At 62.0% G+C, this 16,517-nt stretch carries 13 protein-coding genes; 12 read left to right on the top strand and 1 reads right to left on the bottom strand.

The annotated features are described in order from the left end of the window. Window positions 1-84 precede the first annotated feature (84 nt). From JAO85_RS14435 to JAO85_RS14390, 10 genes are all read left to right on the top strand, one after another. Window positions 85-1,650, top strand: a complete 1,566-nt coding sequence (locus JAO85_RS14435; protein ID WP_202788364.1) for an amidase — start codon at window positions 85-87, stop codon at window positions 1,648-1,650. Continuing rightward, a complete protein-coding gene (locus tag JAO85_RS14430) occupies window positions 1,651-3,240 on the top strand; it encodes an amidase (protein ID WP_202788362.1) in 1,590 nt (529 codons plus the stop codon). Between the two features lie 57 nt (window positions 3,241-3,297). Next, window positions 3,298-4,173 carry an SDR family oxidoreductase gene (locus tag JAO85_RS14425; RefSeq protein ID WP_039049238.1) on the top strand — a complete coding sequence of 292 codons (876 nt, stop codon included), beginning with the start codon at window positions 3,298-3,300 and terminating at the stop codon, window positions 4,171-4,173. A gap of 68 nt (window positions 4,174-4,241) precedes the next feature. Beyond that, window positions 4,242-5,381 (top strand): acyl-CoA dehydrogenase family protein, encoded by a 1,140-nt coding sequence (locus JAO85_RS14420; protein ID WP_223305661.1) that lies wholly within the window; start codon window positions 4,242-4,244, stop codon window positions 5,379-5,381. Further along, the gene (locus JAO85_RS14415; RefSeq protein ID WP_034396765.1) at window positions 5,378-6,556 is read left to right on the top strand and encodes an acyl-CoA dehydrogenase family protein; all 1,179 of its coding nucleotides are present in this window, start codon (window positions 5,378-5,380) and stop codon (window positions 6,554-6,556) included. Before JAO85_RS14420 ends, JAO85_RS14415 begins: the two co-directional genes overlap by 4 nt. A 215-nt stretch (window positions 6,557-6,771) precedes the next feature. After that, window positions 6,772-7,557 carry an SDR family oxidoreductase gene (locus tag JAO85_RS14410; protein ID WP_202788360.1) on the top strand — a complete coding sequence of 262 codons (786 nt, stop codon included), beginning with the start codon at window positions 6,772-6,774 and terminating at the stop codon, window positions 7,555-7,557. Window positions 7,558-7,559: 2 nt separating this feature from the next. Beyond that, complete coding sequence (locus tag JAO85_RS14405) at window positions 7,560-8,045, top strand: MaoC family dehydratase (protein ID WP_202788358.1); 486 nt, start codon at window positions 7,560-7,562, stop codon at window positions 8,043-8,045. A 136-nt stretch (window positions 8,046-8,181) separates the two neighbouring features. Further along, window positions 8,182-9,384 (top strand): acetyl-CoA C-acyltransferase, encoded by a 1,203-nt coding sequence (locus JAO85_RS14400; RefSeq protein WP_053282976.1) that lies wholly within the window; start codon window positions 8,182-8,184, stop codon window positions 9,382-9,384. Between the two features lie 41 nt (window positions 9,385-9,425). Then, window positions 9,426-10,673, top strand: coding sequence for a LuxR C-terminal-related transcriptional regulator (locus tag JAO85_RS14395; RefSeq protein WP_012837485.1), 1,248 nt, complete (start codon window positions 9,426-9,428; stop codon window positions 10,671-10,673). Window positions 10,674-11,288: 615 nt separating this feature from the next. Then, on the top strand, window positions 11,289-12,740 hold the full coding sequence (locus JAO85_RS14390) for a sensor domain-containing diguanylate cyclase (protein WP_172415355.1): 1,452 nt from the start codon (window positions 11,289-11,291) through the stop codon (window positions 12,738-12,740). A 208-nt stretch (window positions 12,741-12,948) separates the two neighbouring features. Here the strand turns inward: JAO85_RS14390 and JAO85_RS14385 are convergent, their stop codons facing one another. Beyond that, a complete protein-coding gene (locus JAO85_RS14385; RefSeq protein ID WP_202788386.1) occupies window positions 12,949-14,082 on the bottom strand; it encodes a CaiB/BaiF CoA-transferase family protein in 1,134 nt (377 codons plus the stop codon). A 183-nt stretch (window positions 14,083-14,265) separates the two neighbouring features. Here JAO85_RS14385 and JAO85_RS14380 point away from each other — a divergent pair, with 183 nt between their 5' ends. Continuing rightward, window positions 14,266-15,009, top strand: coding sequence for an SDR family NAD(P)-dependent oxidoreductase (locus tag JAO85_RS14380; protein ID WP_202788357.1), 744 nt, complete (start codon window positions 14,266-14,268; stop codon window positions 15,007-15,009). Window positions 15,010-15,298: 289 nt separating this feature from the next. Then, window positions 15,299-16,504: an acetyl-CoA C-acetyltransferase gene (locus JAO85_RS14375; RefSeq protein ID WP_039049242.1), complete on the top strand. Its 1,206-nt coding sequence runs from the start codon at window positions 15,299-15,301 to the stop codon at window positions 16,502-16,504. Window positions 16,505-16,517 lie beyond the last annotated feature (13 nt).

Here is a 16,517-nt window from a genome sequence, read left to right as displayed (position 1 = left end):
ACCCCTGGGTGCCTGTATTGCGTTGGAGCTCCGGTGCTGGCGGCTTAGCAAGTCATCCACAAAAATATCAACGGAGACAAAGACATGCAAGACAAAGCGACGGATTCAGATCGCAGAGCATTCCTGGCCGGAGCAACTGCCACGGCGGCAGCGCTGGGTCTGCCAGCAGCGCAAGCTCAAGTCGGCACCAGGACCGTTGCGCAGGCCGATGCCATCACCATGGCAGCGCAGATGCGCAAAGGCGATGTCACGCCGCTGGAGGCTCTTGATGCCGCCATTGCGCGCGTTGAAGCCTTGCCCAAGCTCAATGCCGTGGTCATCAAAGACTACGAACTGGCCCGCGAGCATGCCAAGAAGCTCTCGACCATGGGCCGCGATGCACGCAAACAGGCGACTGACAAAGCCCCGCTGTGGGGTCTGCCGTTTGTGCTCAAGGACCTGGGTCTGAGCATGGCAGGAACCGTGACCAGCAATGGTTGCCGCTTCTTCAAGGATGCTGTCGCCTCGCAGGACTCCACGCTGGTGACGCGCTACAAGGCTGCGGGTCTCAACATCTTTGGCAAGACGGCATCTCCCGAGTTCGGCATGACGACTACCACGGAGTCAAGGCTTTACGGCGTCACGCCCAACCCCTGGAACACCGGGCATACCACGGGCGGTTCCTCCGGTGGGACTGCCGCTGTGGTGGCGGCCGGCATTCTGCCCGTGGGTCATGCCAGTGATGGTGGCGGCTCCATCCGCATACCGGCCGCACATTGCGGCCTGTTCGGACTCAAGCCCAGTCGTGGGCGTGTGCCTGCAGGGCCAGGAGCGCTGGATGGCGCAACAGGTTTGTCGGTGAATCACGTCATCAGCCGCAGCGTGCGCGACACAGCCTTGCTGCTGGACTTGAGTGCTGGGCCCGAGTTCGGCTCGCGAGTGCGACCTCCCTCTGATGTTTCTCGGGGCTACCTTGAAGCGATGCACCAGCCCGAGCGCAAGCTGCGTATTGCCGTCTGGCGCAAGAACTACTTCGGGATTCCCGTACATGCCGAATGCCTGGAGGCCGTGGACAAAGCGGCCAAGGCCTGCGAGGCCATGGGGCATTTTGTTGAAGAGGCCATGCCGGAGCTGCCGGTGAACGAAATTTTTGGTGGCATGGGTGCAGGCATGTCGGCAGGTCTGCTCAGCGCCATTGAATACCGTGAAAAGCAGCTGGGCCGCGCTGTGCGCGAAGACGAGATGGAGCCGCTGAACTGGGCTGCGTTGCAGGCCGCGAAGAAGGCCTCGGCGCTGGATCTGTACCGCAGCCGCGCAGGCTTCGACAAGGCGGGGCAATTGATCGATGCATTCCTGTCCAGGTACGACCTGATTCTGACGCCCACCACCGTGGTGCCTGCACAGAAGCTGGGCGCTCTGCGACTCGATCAACCCTATGAAAGCTATGCCGCCGAGGCCATGAACTCCTCCGCGTTTACCTCGCTGTTCAACATCAGCGGTCATCCGGCCATGTCCGTGCCGCTGCACTGGACGGCGGACCACCTCCCTGTGGGCTCCCACTTTGTCGCACCGTTTGGTGGCGAAGGCCGCTTGCTGCGTCTGGCGGCGCAGCTGGAGCAAGCCCTGCCATGGGCACATCGCGTGCCGGACCTGTCCGCACTCAAGGCTTGAATGTCCGGCAACAAGAAGGAGGAGAGCATGGAATCAGTGAATCAAGGTGTGGATCGTCGTGGCTTTATTCAGGGCGCAGGTGCCGTGGCCGCAGCAACAGCCATGCCGGCAATGGCTGCACAGAAGAAAAATGAGGCGACGGCGGTGGATGGCTACGCCTGGGCAGAACAGATCCGCCGGGGCGATATCACGCCGCTGGAAGCGCTGGAAGCGGCGATTGCACGCACCGAGGCCTTGCCCAAGCTCAATGCAGTGGTCATCAAGGACTACGATCTGGCACGTGATCAGGCCAGGCAGATGTCGGCTCTGGGCAGCGCTGCACGTGCCGAAGCCACAGCCAGGGCGCCCATGTGGGGCGTGCCCTTTCTGCTCAAGGATCTGAACCAGTATCTGAAGGGAACGGTCACTACCAACGGCTGCCGCTTTTTCAAGGGGGCCGTGGCAGAGTACGACAGCACCCTGGTGGCACGCTACAAGGCGGCCGGTCTCAATATCTTTGGCAAGACGGCATCGCCCGAGTTCGGCCAGACGCCCACGACCGAGTCCTTGCTCTACGGCAAGTCGCCCAATCCATGGAATGCTGCCCACACGACGGGCGGCTCCTCGGGTGGTGCGGCATCGGTGGTTGCCGCAGGCATTGTGCCCGTGGCCCATGCCAGCGACGGAGGCGGCTCCATTCGCATTCCCGCTTCGCACTGCGGCCTGTTTGGCCTCAAGCCCAGCCGCGGCCGTCTGCCCGCCGGTCCGGCCAATATGGAAGGCTGGATGGGCTTGTCCATGAACCATGTCATCAGTCGCAGCGTGCGTGACAGCGCTCACCTGCTCGATCTGACGCAGGGGCGCGAGCCGGGCTCGCGCACCGTGCCGCCGCGCGACGTGGAGGGCAGCTATCTGGACGCCCTCAAGCAGGCGCCCAAGAAGCTCAGGATCGCCGTCTGGTCCAGGAACTACTTTGGCATTCCCGTGCATGCGGACTGTCAGGCTGCGGTGGACAAGGCCATCAAGGCCTGCCTGGCGCTGGGGCATGAAATCGTGGAGGACATGCCGGAGTTGCCAGTGGCTGAGGTGTTCTCGGGCCTGGGCGTGGTGACATCCGTGGGCATGATGGCCAGCATCCGCGCCCGCGAAAAGCTGCTGGGTCGCGCCGTGCGCCAGGATGAGGTAGAGCAGATGGACTGGCTGTATCTGGAAAAGGCCAAGTCCTATACCGCCGAGCAGATGCTGATGGCGCGTACCAACTTCGATACGGCGGGCCAGATTCTGGACCGATTCTTTCTGAAGTACGACTTGATTCTGACCCCGGTGATGGCCGTGCCGCCACCGCTGTTGGGCGTGCTGACGCTGGACCAGCCTTATGACTCATTCGCGCGCGAAGCCGTCAAGGCTTCGCCCTATACCGCACTTTTCAATATGACAGGCCAGCCCGCCATGTCTGTGCCCATGCACTGGACCAGGGATAACTTGCCTGTGGGCGCGCACTTCGCTGCGCCGTTCGGCCGCGAAGGGCGCTTGCTGGCGCTGGCCGCGCAGCTGGAACAAGCCGTTCCCTGGGCACATCGTCAGCCTGATCTGTCGGTCTTCAAAGCGTAATTTCAAAAAGGCAGACGGCCATGAGGTTGTCTGCATTGCAAGCAAAAGGGGAAAGAAATGGGTATTTGCAACCAGAGAACCGTCGTCATCACCGGTGCAGGCGGTGGCCTGGGCCGCGCTTATGCGCTGGCCTTCGCGCAAGAAGGTGCAAATGTGGTGGTCAACGACATCCGTGCCGAAGCCGCCCAGGCCGTGGCCGAGGAAGTCAGGGCCGCTGGTGGCAAGGCGCTGGCCAACACCGGTGACATCACCACGGTGGCCGGAGCGCAATCGATTCTCGATGCGGCACTGGCCGCCTTTGGCGATGTGCAGGTCATCGTCAACAACGCGGGCGTGCTGCGCGACCGCATGTTCCTGAGCCTGTCCGAAGAGGACTGGGATATGGTCATGCGCGTGCATCTGCGCGGACATTTCTGCATGGCCAAGGTGTTTGGCGGCTACTGGCGCGATCAGAAGAAGGCCGGCAAGGACGTGGATGCGCGCATCATCAACACCAGCTCCGGCGCGGGCCTGCAAGGCTCCATAGGCCAGAGCAACTATGCCGCAGCCAAGGCCGGCATCGCCGGTCTGACACTGGTGCAGGCTGCGGAGCTGGCGCGCTACGGCATCACCGCCAACTGTCTGGCACCTGCTGCGCGCACCTCCATGACCGAAGGCGCCATGCCCGATATGGTCAAGAAGCCCGAATCCGGCTTCGACGTCTGGGACCCCATGAACGTGGCCTCCATCGTCGTCTGGCTGGGCAGCAGCCAGTCCAGGCATGTGACGGGCCGCTGCTTCGAAGCCAAGGGCGGCGAGCTGTCCGTGGCCGACGGCTGGTTCACCGGCAAGATCAATGACAAGCAGGCGCGCTGGGAGCCTGCCGAGCTGTCAGGTGTGGTCGATCAGCTGATCGCCGAGGGCAAGGCTCCTCAGAAGGTCTACGGGACCTAAGCAGAAGAATCAGCCGGGGCATGGGCCCGGCCTTCCCATTCGATGAAGAACTCAGGACGCGAGCCATCATGGATTTAAGTCTGAACGAAGAACAAAAAATGATCGCCGAGAGCGCCGCGGTGTTTCTGCAGGAAAAAAGCAGCACGGCGCAGGTGCGCAAGGTTTCTGAAACCGAGGGCGGGCTGGACCGTGCCCTGTGGCAGGAAGTGCTGGACATGGGCTGGTGCAGCGTGGCCCTGCCCGAAGCCGCAGGTGGCATGGGCCTGGGCTGGCGCGAGCTGGTGCTGCTTCAGGAGCAGATGGGCTATCACCTGGCCTGCGTGCCATTTTTTGACGCTGTCGTCGCAGTGACGCCGTTGTGGCAAGCGTTGAGCCAGACCGGGCAGGGTCTGGGCGTGGTGGAGCGCCTGGCGGCCTCGGGCCGGATCTGCGTTCTGGGCATGACGGTGCGTGGTGAGCTGCCCGCAGCCGCGACCGTGAAGCTCGAAGGCGATGCGCTGGTGCTCAATGGCCAGTGGAGTCAGGTGGGATCCGGAGCACATGCCGATGTGTTCCTGCTGCCCGCTACTCTGCCTTGCGGCTCGCTGGCCCTGTTGGAAGTGCATGCCAAGGAAGAAGGTTTGAGCGTGCAGGCGCTGACTACGGTGGACGCCACACGCAGCAGTGCCGATGTCATGGCCGTTAATGTGAGATTGACTGGCGCTGCCGTGTTGATGCATGGCGAGGCGCTCAGGAGCCTGTGGGCGCAGACCCGCAATCTGGCGGCTATCGGTTTGGCGGCTGAACAAGTCGGTGTGGCCGAGCGCGCGCTGAATCTGGCCGTGGAATACACCAAGGAGCGTCAGCAGTTCGGCAAGGCCGTGGGCAGTTTTCAGGGCGTCAAGCACCGGGCAGCGCAGATGCTGGTGAAGGTGGAGACCGCTCGTTCTGCCGTCTATGCAGCAGCTTTCATAGCTGATGGCGCCGACGTCACAAGCGATCTGAGCTACTTCGCGGCTCAAGCTCGCACAGATGCAACGGAGGCTGCTCTCTTTTCCACGCGCGAAAGCATTCAGTTGCACGGCGGAGTGGGATTCACCTGGGAGTTTGATCCGCATCTGTTCTTCCGCCGCGCGCAGGCATCCAGCCAGCGCATGGGCACGGTGGAGCAGTGGCGCGAGCTGGTGGCTGCGCGTTTGTTGGACGAGAGCGTGACGGAGGCAGCATGAAGATGCAGGAGTCGGAAATCAATGAAGCCTTTCGCGCTGAAGTGCGTGAATGGATGGCCCAACATCTGACCGGGCGGTTCGCCCCGCTCAAGCATGCCAGCGGTCTGGGTGCCGAAGGTTATGACGCGCAACTGGCCAAGGAATGGGAGCAGGAGCTGGCCAAGGGCGGCTGGACCGGCCTGGGCTGGGAGACCCGGTACGGCGGCCGCAACGTCCCGCTGGCCCAGCAAGTCATCTTCCACGAGGAGTATGTACGCTGCGGCGGTCCCGGCCGCATCGGTCATATCGGCGAGACCCTGCTGGCCCCCACGCTGATGGCTTTTGGCACGCCCGAGCAGAAACAGCGTTTTCTGCCCGGCATTCTGGCCGGTACCGACTATTGGGCTCAGGGCTACTCCGAGCCCGGCGCGGGCTCCGACCTGGCGGGCATTCGTACCAAAGCCCATCGCGATGCGGCCACGGGCGAGTGGGTGATCAATGGTCAGAAGGTCTGGACTTCCTGGGCCCATGAGTCCGAATGGGTGTTTGTGCTGGCTCGCACCGACGAGGTCGGGGCGAGCACTGCCAGCCCCCGCCATGCGGGCATGGTGCTGCTGCTGGTGCCTATCAAGCAGGCCGGCGTGGAGGTGCGTCCGATTCGCCAGATCACCGGCACTTCGGAGTTCAACGAAGTTTTCTTTGACGGCGCACGCACCGAAGGCGCGCTGCATCTGGGCCCCGTGGGCGATGGCTGGAAGGTCGCCATGTATCTGCTGGGCTGCGAGCGCGGTGCGTCCACTCTGGGCCAGCAGGCACATTTCCGCTATGAGCTGGACCTGATCATCGACCTGGCCAGGCGCAATGGCGCTGCCCGCGACCCGCTGATCCGTCAGCGCCTGGCCAAGGCCGATATGGGCCTGCAGACTCTGCGCGCCCATGCGCTGCGCTCCAGCGATGAGAGCACGCCCTTCCGTGTGGCTTCCGTATCCAAATACGCATGGTCCAACTGGCACCGTGATCTGGGCGAGCTGGCCATGGATGTGCTGGGCGAGCAGGGCGAACTGGTGCTCAAGGATCCCGCGTTCAGCGCTTTGCAGCAGCTATGGCTGGTCAGCCGTGCCGACACCATCTACGCAGGCACCAACGAGATTCAGATGAACCTCATGGCCGAACGTGCACTGGGCATGCCGCGCTGATCGAGCGCGCCTGCTCCTTGGTCATTGGAGTAGGTGAATACGCTGAGTGGCTCCAAAGAAGATGCTGTGAACCGCGGGTTCTCCCTGGTGGTTTGCAGCATTTTCTCCTTTGAAATGTCCTCCCGGCGACATTAGGGAATGACCTATCGTCCAAAGTGACGATGCTGCAGCGCAGCGGCGATCGGAAGATCGAGGCAACTACTTTTGAATGACAAATGACTAGCGCTCCCTCTTACGTTGCTCCCCACGGCCTGCTCAAAGACAAAACTGTGCTCGTTACCGCTGCTGCTGGCGCCGGTATCGGCTTTTCAGCTGCAAAACGAGCAGCAGAGGAGGGCTGCAAGGCCTTGTTCGTCTCCGACGTGCATGAGCGTCGGCTGGCCGAAGCCGTGGAGCAGATCAAAAAAGATACGGGTTTGTCCCAGGTCTTTGGCAAGCTCTGCGACGTGAGCAAGGAAGAACAGGTGCAGGCGCTGATCTCCGAAGCCGACAGCGCCATGGGCGGTATCGATGTGCTGATCAATAACGCGGGTCTGGGCACCAGTTGCAAGGTCGTCGACATGGGCGATGACGAGTGGAGCAAGGTCATCGACATCACGCTGACCGGCACCTTCCGCATGACGCGCGCAGCGCTCAAGCTGATGCAGCCACGCGGCAAGGGTGTGATCGTCAACAACGCCTCGGTGCTGGGCTGGCGCGCCCAGACCGAGCAGGCTCACTACGCGGCCGCCAAGGCGGGCGTGATGGCCCTCACACGCTGTTCGGCGCTGGAAGCGGCCGAATTCGGCATCCGCATCAACGCCGTGGCGCCTTCCATCGCCATTCACGCCTTCCTCAAGAAGTCTGCCTCTGAAGAGCTGCTGGCCAAGCTGTCCGAGAAGGAAGCCTTTGGTCGGGGTGCCGAGCCCTGGGAAGTAGCCAATGTGATGATCTTCCTGGCCAGCGACTACTCCTCGTACATGACGGGGGAAGTGGTGTCCGTCAGCTCGCAGAGGGCCTGAGCATGAATGCAGTCGCAGACAAGATGCTGTTTGACTCGGCAGCCTCGGTGCAGGCATCGGTGGGGCGTCAACTGGGCGAGACCGAATGGGTGCAGATCACGCAGGAGCGCATCAATCAGTTTGCCAATGCCACGGGCGATCACCAATGGATTCATGTGGACCCCGAGCAGGCCAGGAACGGCCCGTTCGGCGCCTGCGTGGCCCATGGATATCTGACGCTGTCTCTGGCCAATCTGTTTTTGCCTCAGCTGGTCAGCTATCAGGGGCTGAAGATGGGCGTCAACTATGGTTGCGAGAAGGTGCGTTTTCCGGCTCCGGTGCTGGTGAACAGCTTCGTGCGTGGCAGCGGCGAGGTGGTGGCGGCGACGCCTATCGGAGAAGACGGCGTACAGGTCACGATCCGAATCACCGTACAGGTCAGGAATCAGGATAAACCCGGCTGTGTGGTTGAAACCATCAGCAGGCTGTTCTTTATCCGGGAAAATTGAGTGTGTGCAAGCGCCTGCTTCGGCGGGAGGTTGCATTTTTTGTGAAGAGGGATGAGCTGCCGACAGAGTGGCCGACCTCGATACGGCAGCAAAAGCTGCCCAGGGCGCGACGAAAAGAAAGTTAGGAGACAAAGACATGAAAGACGCAGTCATCGTTTCGACGGCACGTACCCCCATAGGCAAGGCTTACCGTGGTGCCTTCAACGACACCGAAGCTCCGGTGCTGGGCGGACACGTCATTCGCGCGGCGCTCAACAAGGCGAACGTGGCTGGTGCGGATGTGGATGATGTCATTTTGGGCATTGCCGCGCAGCAGGGCACGCAGGGCTACAACCTGGGGCGTCTGTGCGGCTATACCGCCGGCCTGCCGGAATCCGTGGGCGGAATGGTGATCGATCGCATGTGCGCATCGGGCCTGATGAGCATTGCCACGGCTGCCAAGGGTGTCATGACCGGCGAGATGAATATCGCTGTGGCCGGCGGCCTGGAGTCCATTTCCCTGGTTCAGAACAAGTACAAGAACTCGTACCGCGCCCAATCGAAGGCTGTGCTGGCCGCAGAGCCCACAGCCTACATCCAGATGATAGAGACGGCCGAGCTGGTCAGCCAGCGTTACGGCATCAGTCGTGAAGCCCAGGACGAGTACTCGCTGCGCAGCCAGCAGCGCGTGGCCGCCGCACAGGCTCGTGGCCTGTTCGACGATGAAATCGTGCCGCTGACCACGGTCAAGCAGCTGTTTGACAAGGAAGGCAATGTCACCGGCAGCGAGGAAGTCACGCTGACCCGCGACGAGGGCAACCGTGCCGACACCACGCTTGAGAGTCTGGCCAAGCTCAAGCCTGTATGGAAGAACGGCCAGTGGGTGGAGCAAGGCCAGTTCATCACGGCCGGCAATGCATCCCAGCTGTCCGACGGTGCCAGCGCCTGTGTGGTGATGAGTGCCGACGAAGCCCGCAGTCGCGGCCTCGCGCCTCTGGGCATCTATCGCGGCGTGGCCGTGGCAGGTTGCCGTGCCGATGAAATGGGGATCGGCCCCGTCTATGCCATCCCCAAGCTGCTCAAGCAGCATGGGCTGACGGTTGGCGACATCGGCCTGTGGGAAATCAACGAGGCATTTGCCTGCCAGGTGATCTACAGCCGCGACAAACTGGGCATTCCCGATGAGCGCCTGAACGTCAACGGCGGCGCGATCTCCATCGGCCACCCCTTCGGCATGTCGGGCGCACGTCTGGTTGGTCACGCCCTGCTGGAGGGGCGTCGCCGCGGCGTGCGTTTTGTGGTGGTGAGCATGTGTATTGGCGGCGGCATGGGCGCTGCCGGCCTGTTTGAGCTGAATTGATCTGATCTGTCTGCAACCAACCTTCAACCAAGGAGTTGAACATGATGGACAGCGCTTTCGCCAAGATGGGTTTTTCCACCTACACGCCAAGTTCCATCGCTTGCGTGATCAAGGATGTGCCCATATTCGACACCCCGGCCCCCGTGCGCGCATCGGCCGATGCGCCCTTCGTGAGCGCCGAGCAGTTCAGTGCGCTGATCAGTCAGCTCTATGAAGCTGCCATGGACCCGGAAGGCTGGAAGCCTTTTCTGGAGACTCTGCGTCTGCAACTGGGAGGCAATTACGCCTCGCTCATAGTGCGCCCAGGCTCCGCCGATGATGTGGGGCTGATCGTCTCGGCCGCAGGCGACCGCCGCGATCTGATGCCGAACTGCCCCAAGATCAGCATGAGCCCGTTTCGCAGCATGCCTACCGATCGTATCGTGACCGTGGGGGATGTGATGCCCGAGTCCGAGTGGCGCGCTTCAAGCTACTACAACGACTGGTGCAAGCAGCTGCAGGTGTTCCACGTGATGGCAGCCGACATCGTCACCAAGGACAGCTGCGTCTACGGTCTGCGCATCACGCGGCCCGAAGGTGCCCCGGCTTTCAACAAGCAGGAGCGTGCCTTTGGCTCCATGATGCTGCCGCATATCAAGCGCGCGCTGAACCTGCATCTGTCGGTGAACCAGGACCGTCAGGTCATCTCCCTCTACAGCAAGGCCACGGCCCAGCTGATGGTGGGGGTGGTCATCCTCGATCAGAACGGCAATGTGCTGGAGTGCAATCCCGCCGCGGCCAGCATTCTGGACATGCAGGACGGTCTCAAGATCTCCGGCGGCATGCTGGAGGCCAACTACGCCAATGACAACCGCAAGCTGCAGCGCCTGATCAAGGATGCGCTCATGCATACACAGGTCTCGCGCCTGTCCATGACCGAAGGCATGTCGGTCAGCCGGCAGTCCGGCCAGCTCAACTGGGGCGTGGTGGTGCAAAGCATTTCTCCCGACGAGTGGACCGAGGGCAAGCAGCGCCCCAGTGTCGCCGTCTTTGTACGCGACACCGGCGGCAAGGCCGACCCTCCCGTGAAGCTGGCTCAGCAGCTGTTCCAGCTGACGCCGGCCGAGACTTCGCTGGCCATTCAACTGGCCAATGGCCTGTCGCTTGAAGAGGCCGCCGAAGCGCTCAACATCCGCCGCAACACGGCGCGAGCCCATCTGCGCTCCATCTTCTCCAAGACGGGGGTGCGCCGCCAGACCGAGCTGGTGCGCATCTTCCTCAACAGCGTGGCCTGGCTGGGGAACAAGTGACGACGGTTGGTGGAAATAAAAAGCGGGCTTCGGCCCGTTTTTTTGTATATGGAGCAGAGCCGGGCAGTCTGCTTTCAACCCGGACCGTGGAAAATTCCTCGCGCAGCATGTCGATGGGAGGCCCGGATTCAGGCCGCTTGTGATCGGGTGTAGAGCAGCCTCGACTCATTGAAGGCCAGACCGGGCCGAAATGGCGCCTATGCAGAAATGACTGTACGGTTGCAGGCAAGCCCAGCGAATGTGCTCCATGCATTCCCTGGCGAAATCTCCAGGCTCTGGAGTTTGCTTGCGCACAGCTTGTCCGTGCAGCATGGTCATGTGGTCTCCCAGGCTTGCTTCTCATAGATTCCATCCACGCCAGTTCAATCGTTTGAAAGCAAGCTGGCGGTCGAGGTGCGAATGCCTGCCAGAGCAAGATACCCCCGCCCCTCGCTAGAGAAACCAAGGCAGAATGACGGGCGCGGGGGTGAGTATCCGGTGTTCCTACGGAAGAAAGCACTTGCATGGCTCAACAGAAGAAATGTGACCGGCTCGCTCAAATACAGCAACGACATGAAACTATTTCGCAAGCCTGCTTTTGATCACTTCAACTTCGTTTCTAGTGCGCCCTATGCAATGCTCTTGGTGGGAGGGGTTATTGCGCTGTCGATGACAGTGATCTGTACCGTCGTCCTCTATCAGAGCCGGCTGGATACGATGGAGCATGCGATAGAAACATCGCGCAATGTTGCCCTTCTTGCTGAAAATGACGTGGTTCGGAACTTCGAGCTCTATGCACTGTCGTTGCAAGCCGTGGTCGATGGACTCAACGATTCCGAAGTGATGGCTGCCTCGCCGCATTTGCGTAATGCGGCCTTGTTCGACAAGGCCGCGACCGCGACCTATCTGGGATCCATCCTGGTTCTTGACGCAGACGGAAAAATTGCCCTCAATGCAGGGGGGGCGGATTCGGTGAATGAGCATTACTCGGATCATGACTTTTTCAAGGTGCACAAAGAAAGCCCAAGCATCGGGCTCTACGTGGGCGACCCTTACTCATCCACGCTGCATGGCGGCTCCCTGAGCATTCCTCTGAGTCGTCGGATTTCCCATGCGGACGGCTCTTTCGCCGGCATTGTGCTGATAGATGTTCAGCTGGAGTACTTTCAGAAGCTGTTCTCCGCGCTTTCGCTGGGCAAGCATGGATCGCTGGCCCTGATCAGAAAAGATGGCGCCATGATGATGCGTCAGCCCTTCGATGCCAAGGTCATCGGGCGCAATATCCGCAATGCAAGCACGTTCCAGCAGTTCATGTCGGCACCCGAAGGCAGCTTTTCGGATACGTCGTACCTGGATGGCGCCCAGCGCGCGTACTACTTCAAGAATCTTCCGAGCTTGCCATTCATCATCATGGTGGCGAAAGCGCATTCCGATATCTACGCAGTCTGGCGCCAGCGCGCCTTGCTGATTGCCTCCGTCATGGGAACGCTCACGATGGCGTTCATCGGCCTGTCCTTCGCGTTCGGAGTGCAGCTCAAGCGCCGCATGCGCGCAGAGTCCGAACTGGCGCTGCTGGCGCGTACCGATGGACTGACCGGCCTGAACAACCGCCGCAAGCTCGACGAGATCATCGAGCACGAGTGGCACAGGGCCAAAAGAAGTCACAGCGCCTTCTCGCTGCTGTTCGTGGATATCGACTGGTTCAAGGCCTACAACGACACCTACGGACATCAGGCCGGGGATATGGTTCTGGCGACCGTGGCCAGATGTATTGCCAGCAATATCCGGCGCCCCGAGGACAGTGCGGCCCGCTATGGGGGGGAGGAATTCATCGTGGTGCTGCCGGACACGACCCTGGATGGAGGCGCGCTGATTGCCGAGAACATCCGGGAGGCAGTCTCCGAGCTTGCGATTGCGCACACCGGAAGCGAATTCGGCTGCATCACGGTCAGCATCGGTTGTGCGGCCTGGGTGCCGGGCAAGGATCTGGACGTGCAGGAAGTCCTGCGTTCGGCCGACAAGGCGCTGTACGGCGCCAAGATGACCGGGCGCAACAAGGTCGTTCTATCCAGCTCGTCTGCGGCATAGCGCCGCAGCCGCTCTGGTGACTTGGGGCTTGGCCTGCATGGCAGCGTCCACCCGGCAAAGCAAGTTGCTTTAATAGTGATAGCTGCTATCGCCTGATATACATGAATTTCAATGTGAAAAATATCTGAAATCTAGTCATATAAATCGATAGTAGCTATATTTTAAGTAGCTTCCATCCAGTGAACTGCTTGGTCGCCTCGCCGGCTGCTCAGGCACAGGCCTTGCTCTCGCGCAGCGCCGCTATATCGGCCTGGGCATAGCCCAGGGACGCGAGCACGGCATCGGTGTCCTGGCCGATTCTGGTTCCCGGTGTGGGGCTGCGCGCAGGGGTGCGTGAAAAGCGTGGGGCCGGCGAGGGCTGGCGCTGGATATTGCCGTCCACTTCCAGATCGACGAACAGATTGCGCTGGGCGTTGTGCGGATGAGCGGGTGCCTCGGCCAGGCTCAGCACCGGGGCAAAGCAGACATCGCTGCCTTCGAGCTCTTCGCTCCACTGTGCCTGCGTCTTCCTGCGCACGATTTCGGCCACGCGGGCCTTGACTTCGGGCCAGTCGGAGCTCTGGTACTGGCGCCTGGGGTCCACATCGGTCAGGCCCAGCTTCTGCAGCTGCAGGGCATAGAACTGCGGCTCGATGGCGCCCAGGGTGATGTGCTTGCCATCTGCGCACTCGAACACTTCATAGAAGGGTGAAGTGTTGAGAAAGTGATTCTGCGCGGGATCGTCCTTCCAGTAGCCCATGCCGCTGCGCATCTGGTGCATCAGGCCACTCATGGCGCTCACTCCGTCGATCATGGCAGCGTCCACCACCTGACCCCTGCCGGATTGACGTGCCTCGTGCATGGCGCACATGATTCCGAACAGCAAGAACATGGCACCGCCCGCCATATCGCCCACGATGGTGGGCGGCAGCACGGGCGCCTGGCCGGGGCGCATGGAGGTGGACATCACGCCCGTCAGCGCCACATAGTTGATGTCATGGCCTGCGGCCTGGGACAGGGGGCCGGTCTGGCCCCAGCCGGTGACGCGGCCAAAGACCAGGCGGGGCGCGCGGCGGGCGACTTCCTCGGGGCTGAAGCCCAGGCGCTCCATCACGCCGGGTCTGAAGCCCTCGATGAGCGCGTCGGCAGACTCGATCAGCTTCCAGGCGGCGGCGCGTCCGCCCTCGGACTTGAGGTCCAGTGCGATGGACTTCTTGCCCCGGTTCTGCGCCATGCGCGGGTAGCGGGATGCCGCAGCATGGTCTGCGCTGCGCTCGATGAGAATCACTTCGGCACCCATATCGGCCAGCATCATGCCGGCAAAGGGGGCAGGGCCGATGCCTGCAAATTCGATGACGCGCATTCCGCTCAAAGGCCCTGGGCTCTGGCCTTGGAAAGGGTGTTCTGTACTCAAGTCGGTCTCCTGTTTTTGTCTGCGACTTTTCTATCTTGTTGATCCTGCCGGTTTTGGACCCGTCCGTTTGGAGTATGTCCAGGGTGAAAGCCAGGCCAACACTGGACATTCCATAAAAAAGGGGAGCAATACATGTTCAGGCTGGATGGGAAAGTGGCGCTGGTCAGCGGTGCCGGGCGCGGCATGGGGTTCGGCATCGCGCAGGCGCTGGCTGCGCAGGGCGCACATGTGGTGGTGAACGACTTTCATCAGGACCGTGCCGAGAGTGCGGCACGTCAATTGTGCGAAGCGGGATTGAAGGCATCGGCCCAGGCGGCGGACCTGACGGATCGCGCCGCCATCTTTGCCATGGTCGAGCGCATCCAGGCCGAGGTCGGCGTGGTCGATATCTTTGTGCACAACGCCGGCATCCCGGCCCAGGGCTGGGGCTACACGCCGTTTCTGCAGTCGCCCGAGTCCGAATGGAGCGCCTGGCTGCAGCTCAATCTGCATGGGTTGATGCATGCCTGCCAGGCTCTGCTGCCCGCCATGCAGGAGCAGGGCTGGGGGCGCATTGTGGCCATCAACTCCGACGCGGCGCGCACGGCCACGGGCATGGGGCTGTGTGCCTATGGTGCGGCCAAGGCGGCAGCGATTGGCTTCATTCGCAATCTCTCGGGCGAAGTGGGCCCGCACGGGGTGACGGCCAACGCTCTGTCGCTGGGCACCATGAACAATTGGGAAGGCTCGGAGAAGATTGCCAGAAAGGGCACGTCCGTGGGCCGGGCCGGATCGCCCCAGGATGTGGGTGCGGCCGTGAGCTATCTCGCATCGACCGAGGCTGAGTGGGTCAATGGCCAGGTGCTGCCGGTCAACGGCGGTGGTCTGGTGGCCTGAGTTCAGCAGCCGTCCTCAACAGCCTTCCGGTGGTTCAAGCCGGGAGGCTTTTTTGTCACTCAAGAGACTGAAGAACTGTCGAACGGGAGACTGCCAAGCCCTGGCGACGGACATTCCGGCGGCATCAACTGCTTTCCCGTTCTGAACCGAAAGCCATGTGCCGGAAAGTTCGGTTTCGACCGGTTCTTCTCATAGTCTGCCCCTAGTCCGAATCAGGTAGGTTTGGGCAAAAGCCGTATGGCAATCTGAATAAGAACTCGATAACAACCTGGTGATGTGAGGAAAGCAGATGGAGGCATTGATCTTCGACCATGTCCGAACCCCCCGAGGCAAGGGCAAGCCGGATGGAGCACTGCATGAGGTGACGCCGGTCTGGCTGGCCGCGCAGCCGCTGGTGGCGCTGCGTGAGCGCAATCGGCTCGATACGGCGGTGGTGGACGACGTGGTCATGGGCTGCGTGGTGCCCGTGGGCGAGCAGGGTGGCAATGTGGGCCGCATGGCGGTGCTGCAGGCCGACTATGCGCAGAGCGTGGCCGGCGTGCAGCTCAATCGCTACTGCGGCTCGGGCCTGGAGGCGGTGAGCTTTGCCGCGGCCAAGGTGATGGCCGGCCAGGCCGATATGACGATTGGCGCCGGTGTGGAGATGATGTCCCGCGTACCCATGGGCTCCGATGGCGGCGCCTGGGCGCAGGACCCGCAGCTGGCCAGCAAGACCTATTTCGTGATGCAGGGCATTTCGGCAGACTTGCTGGCATCGCTGCGCGGCCACAGCCGCCGTGATCTGGACGAGTACTCGGCCGAAAGCCACCGCCGCGCGGCCAAGGCCTGGACGGAAGGTCGCTTTGACCAGTCTGTCGTTCCCGTCAAAGACTTCCTGGGCATGACGCTGCTGGAAAAGGACGAGACCATTCGAGCCGAGACCACCGCCGATTCGCTGGCCGCCCTCAAGCCCGCTTTCACCGAGATGGGCCAGAAATACGGTTATGACAGCGTGGCGCTGCAGCGCTATCCGCAGGTCGAGCAGATTCACCATCATCACCATGCCGGCAACAGCTCGGGCATTGTCGACGGTGCGGCTGCCGTGCTGATCGGCACGGCCGAGGCCGGTGCCAGGCAGGGCATGAAGCCCAGGGCCCGCATCCGAGCCTTTGCCAGCATCGGCTCCGAGCCGACCTTGATGCTGGACGGCCCGGCCCATGCCGCACGCAAGGCTTTGGCCAGGGCGCGCATGCAGGCTTCGGACATCGACCTGTGGGAGCTCAACGAGGCCTTTGCCACGGTGGTGCTGACCATGATGGAGGAGCTGAACATTCCCCATGAGCGCATGAACGTCAACGGCGGAGCGATTGCCATGGGCCACCCGCTGGGGGCCACCGGCGCCATGATTCTGGGCACGGTGCTGGACGAGCTGGAGCGCAGCGGCAAGCGCACGGCGCTGATCAGCCTGTGCGTGGCCGCGGGCATGGGCTCGGCCATGATCATCGAACGCGTGTGAGTGAGGGAGCACA

The sequence above is a fragment of the Comamonas sp. NyZ500 genome (genome assembly GCF_016772095.1).
Lineage (GTDB): Bacteria > Pseudomonadota > Gammaproteobacteria > Burkholderiales > Burkholderiaceae_C > Comamonas > Comamonas thiooxydans.
The sequence above is the reverse complement of the archived record's forward strand: the minus strand, read 5'-3'. Positions and strand labels throughout refer to the sequence as shown.

What these genes read in the sequence shown, in the direction of transcription:
- JAO85_RS14400 (WP_053282976.1), top strand. Translation starts at nt 8,182, where the DNA reads ATGAAAGACGCAGTCATCGTTTCGACGGCACGTACCCCCATAGGCAAG.
- JAO85_RS14435 (WP_202788364.1), top strand. Translation starts at nt 85, where the DNA reads ATGCAAGACAAAGCGACGGATTCAGATCGCAGAGCATTCCTGGCCGGA.
- JAO85_RS14390 (WP_172415355.1), top strand. Translation starts at nt 11,289, where the DNA reads ATGCTCTTGGTGGGAGGGGTTATTGCGCTGTCGATGACAGTGATCTGT.
- JAO85_RS14380 (WP_202788357.1), top strand. Translation starts at nt 14,266, where the DNA reads ATGTTCAGGCTGGATGGGAAAGTGGCGCTGGTCAGCGGTGCCGGGCGC.
- JAO85_RS14375 (WP_039049242.1), top strand. Translation starts at nt 15,299, where the DNA reads ATGGAGGCATTGATCTTCGACCATGTCCGAACCCCCCGAGGCAAGGGC.
- JAO85_RS14420 (WP_223305661.1), top strand. Translation starts at nt 4,242, where the DNA reads ATGGATTTAAGTCTGAACGAAGAACAAAAAATGATCGCCGAGAGCGCC.
- JAO85_RS14395 (WP_012837485.1), top strand. Translation starts at nt 9,426, where the DNA reads ATGATGGACAGCGCTTTCGCCAAGATGGGTTTTTCCACCTACACGCCA.
- JAO85_RS14430 (WP_202788362.1), top strand. Translation starts at nt 1,651, where the DNA reads ATGTCCGGCAACAAGAAGGAGGAGAGCATGGAATCAGTGAATCAAGGT.
- JAO85_RS14415 (WP_034396765.1), top strand. Translation starts at nt 5,378, where the DNA reads ATGAAGATGCAGGAGTCGGAAATCAATGAAGCCTTTCGCGCTGAAGTG.
- JAO85_RS14405 (WP_202788358.1), top strand. Translation starts at nt 7,560, where the DNA reads ATGAATGCAGTCGCAGACAAGATGCTGTTTGACTCGGCAGCCTCGGTG.
- JAO85_RS14410 (WP_202788360.1), top strand. Translation starts at nt 6,772, where the DNA reads ATGACTAGCGCTCCCTCTTACGTTGCTCCCCACGGCCTGCTCAAAGAC.
- JAO85_RS14385 (WP_202788386.1), bottom strand. Translation starts at nt 14,082, where the DNA reads ATGCGCGTCATCGAATTTGCAGGCATCGGCCCTGCCCCCTTTGCCGGC.
- JAO85_RS14425 (WP_039049238.1), top strand. Translation starts at nt 3,298, where the DNA reads ATGGGTATTTGCAACCAGAGAACCGTCGTCATCACCGGTGCAGGCGGT.